The sequence below is a fragment of the Bradyrhizobium semiaridum genome (assembly GCF_020329505.1).
Taxonomy (GTDB): Bacteria; Pseudomonadota; Alphaproteobacteria; order Rhizobiales; family Xanthobacteraceae; genus Bradyrhizobium; species Bradyrhizobium semiaridum.
The window spans coordinates 1-617 of the sequence record NZ_JAGKJJ010000109.1 but is presented as its reverse complement, the minus strand read 5'-3'; the positions used below and the strand labels follow the sequence as shown (position 1 = coordinate 617).

1 protein-coding gene is annotated in these 617 nt (G+C 67.7%); it reads right to left on the bottom strand.

All coding sequences use genetic code 11. From position 1 onward, the window contains the following. Positions 1 to 617, bottom strand: a 617-nt coding sequence (locus tag J6500_RS31725; protein WP_376707881.1) for a type II secretion system protein GspD, incomplete at both ends; no start/stop codon positions are given.

Here is a 617-nt window from a genome sequence, read left to right as displayed (position 1 = left end):
CCGTACGCTCGTCGTCCTCCTTGATCAGGCCGCCGAGCAGCACGGTCTGGCCGCTACTGGTGCCGACGGTCGAGTGGATGCGCCGCTGCGAGATCGTCGGCGTCAGGTTCTGGGCGCTGGCGCCGCCCGGATTGACGACATTGGAGACCTCCTGCTCGATCTCGAGCTCGATCGATCCGTTCGGGTGGACATGCGGCAGCACCTTGAGGATGATGCCGGTGTTCTGCCGGCTGATGCTGCTCACCACGTTGAGGCCGGTGACGGTCGAGCCGGTCGAGATCGGCACCTGGTCGCCGACCTCGAGGATCGCCGGTTCATTGTCGGCGACCACGAGCGACGGAGCCGAGAGCACCTTGACGCTGGTCAGGGTGGAGAGCGCGTTCAGCACCAGCTTGGGATTGGCCTCGGCGCCGAGCAGCAGGTTGAAGCCGGGCAGCACGCGCGCGAGCAGGGCGGTCTGCGCCGTCGACTGCGCGGCGCTGAACAGGCCGACCGATCCCTTATCCTGGCCGGCGCCGGCATTGGCGCTGGTCAGATAGGCCTGCACGCCATACTGCAACTGATCCGTCAGCGTGACCTCGGCGACCATGGCGTCGACGGCGACCTGCAGCCGCGGG